Genomic DNA, 2,445 nt, shown 5'->3' on the forward strand with positions numbered 1-2,445 from the left:
GCATCACACCCGCTATGAAACTGAAAATGGCCGCATAAGTTCTACGACCGCACCCCGTTAAAAATGGGGGGATTACCCGAGCAGTTCGCCAAGGATGGTGTCAAGTTCGCCTTGAAAAGGTCAGAACGGCTGATATATTTGGCCACGTGAAACTCCAAAAAGGGTCATCGGGTTGCAGCCCGGTGGCCCTGTTCATTTGATATGGCGGCAGAATTGAACAGGAACACATTACGAATATACACATCACTAGGGGTACTTTCAACTATATGAATATTTACAATAAATATGAAAACATTAACCTAGCTGACAAAAAAGTCATCCGCTGACTTTTTCACCGCTGCCTCGATGTATTCGCTCCACCATTCGAGCATTCTTTTTCGTTCCGGCAACAACTGCGCCGCATTGTAGGCGCGTCGCACCCTGGCCTTCGGCTCATGGGCAAGCTGCTTTTCGATGGCGTCGACCGACCACAGGCCGCTTTCATTCAGAACCGTAGATGCCAACCCCCTGAAACCGTGTATCGTGGCGCGACCGTGGTAGCCCAAACGGTACAGCCCAAAGAGCATGGTATTCTCGCTGATGGGTTTGCCATACTGACCCCGCACGATCCATTCCGAGCCGCCTGCGAGTGCTCTTAGTTGGGTGAGTATGGCTAGACTGTGCGGTGTAAGCGGCACGATATGGTCTCTGTTCATCTTCATCCGCGAAGCTGGTATGCGCCACACATTCCCGTCTATCTCGCGCCATTTGCCGAACCGCAGTTCATTGGTTCTTACGAAAGGGTGCATCACGAATTCGATGGCGTAGCGTGTCTGCGGATCGCCGTCATAGCGGTGCAGCTTGATGAGGAAGTCCGACAATTCGCCCGCTTCGATCCGGGCCATGTGCTTGACGCGAGGGGTCGGCTTCAAAGCCCCTCTCAGGTCTGCCGCAGGATCGCGGGACGCACGCCCCGTGGCGATGGCGTAGCGCATGATTGCCCCGGTGGTCATTCGTTTGCGGCCTGCCACGTCCGGGGCGCGGTCCTCTACCGGACGCAACATAGCAAGGATTTCCGTGGCGCTGAGTTCCGCCACTGGGGCTGACCCGATAGCGGGGAAGGCATCGCGCTCGAACCGGGACAGGATGCGTGCAGTGTGGGCAGAGGACCAATTGACCGACTGTGCCTTGATCCATTCGCGTGCCACAGCTTCGAAAGTGTCCCCCGAGGGTGCGGTGAGTGCCGCCTTGGAATTGGCTCCAGGGTCCAACCCTTCTTTCAAGGCGCGTTTGGCTTTGTCCCGCAAGGAGCGAGCATCGGCCAAGGTGATTTGTGGGTACGCGCCGAAGGACAGAACCTTTTCCCGGCCTTCGGAGCGATAGCGCAGTCTCCAAAGCTTCCCGCCGGATGGAGAGACGAACCGAAGTAAGCCGCCGCCATCCGCCATTTTCTTTGATTTTCCCGTAGGATCGGGCTTTGCGCCACGGCACGCTGCGTCTGTGAGAGGCTTACGAATCTATCCTGTGAATGTGCGGGTATCGACGTTTTCGAGAATACCCGCATTCGATACCCGTACAAGTCCCGTGCCCACAGCCGATCTTGTCCCAGAAGATGGGCTGTAGCCTATTTTCCAATGAAATCAGTGGCCCGGTTTGGCGCAGATCGCAGGCAATCTATCGGAAAAGGGGTTATGGAGGCGGGTACCGGAATCGAACCGGTCTACACGGATTTGCAATCCGCTGCGTAACCTCTCCGCCAACCCGCCGAAAGCTTGGTTTTACTAGGGTTTCGCAGCGGGGTCGTCAAGGAGTTATCACTCCAGTTATCGGTTTCCCGTTCCGTTTCCGTTCTGTTCACGTCCGTTTGGTGGCCGCCTGCTGGGCCCGCATGACCTGCCGTGCTTCCCCCGCGTATTTGCGGATCATCTCTTTCGATGCATGTCCGCTGTAACTTGAGATTTCGTCGTCAGTGCAGCCTGCCCAAGCAAGTTCCATGACCCCCCGATACCTCAGGGCGTGCAGATCGTAGTCCAGTAGCCCGAGCCGTTTGCGTTCATCCCGCATGATCTGTGCCATCGCACGGTAGGCAAGAGGCTCGCCGGTTTTGCTCGTTAGAATGGTCAGCCCGGCTTTGGGTGTCGACTCAAGAATGGTCGTTAACTCTGTGGTGCACGGGAGGTGGAGAGCCTTGCCGGTCTTGCTTTGCGTGATTTTCAGTGCCTGACGGCGTTGTTGCACCAGTCTGACGACGGAGGATTCACTTTGTGAATCCATGCCGTTAGACGCGCGGTATGAGCAAGCCATCTCCCATCCGCTGTCGCACGACGACCTGGTCCAGCTACAACGCATCGCTGCGGAAGCGGGGATCGCTGCTGATCCGGGTCGACAGGGACATGACCTGGCGCGCGCCACGTGACTGGCGACCCGGACGGCCAGCGGTGTTTTCCGATGCGGCTATCCAGTTCT

General features: G+C 56.9%; 2 protein-coding genes, 1 tRNA gene and 1 pseudogene. 1 reads left to right on the forward strand and 3 read right to left on the reverse strand.

All coding sequences use genetic code 11. The annotated features are described in order from the left end of the window. Nucleotides 1–299: 299 nt before the first annotated feature. The 3 genes from FOY53_RS22475 to FOY53_RS22485 form a co-directional block, all read right to left on the reverse strand. Nucleotides 300–1,496, reverse strand: coding sequence for a tyrosine-type recombinase/integrase (locus FOY53_RS22475; RefSeq protein ID WP_281289610.1), 1,197 nt, complete (start codon nt 1,494–1,496; stop codon nt 300–302). A 175-nt stretch (nt 1,497–1,671) separates the two neighbouring features. Beyond that, nucleotides 1,672–1,745: transfer RNA gene (locus FOY53_RS22480), tRNA-Cys, on the reverse strand. Nucleotides 1,746–1,833: 88 nt separating this feature from the next. Next, nucleotides 1,834–2,253: a tyrosine-type recombinase/integrase gene (locus tag FOY53_RS22485; RefSeq protein ID WP_246107523.1), complete on the reverse strand. Its 420-nt coding sequence runs from the start codon at nt 2,251–2,253 to the stop codon at nt 1,834–1,836. 17 nt (nt 2,254–2,270) lie between these two features. On the opposite strand from FOY53_RS22485, the pseudogene FOY53_RS22490 reads away from it, so the two are divergent. Further along, nucleotides 2,271–2,445 (forward strand): annotated as a pseudogene (locus FOY53_RS22490) (IS5/IS1182 family transposase); the annotation flags it as partial.

Source organism: Puniceibacterium confluentis (genome assembly GCF_007923445.1).
Taxonomy (GTDB): Bacteria; Pseudomonadota; Alphaproteobacteria; order Rhodobacterales; family Rhodobacteraceae; genus Puniceibacterium; species Puniceibacterium confluentis.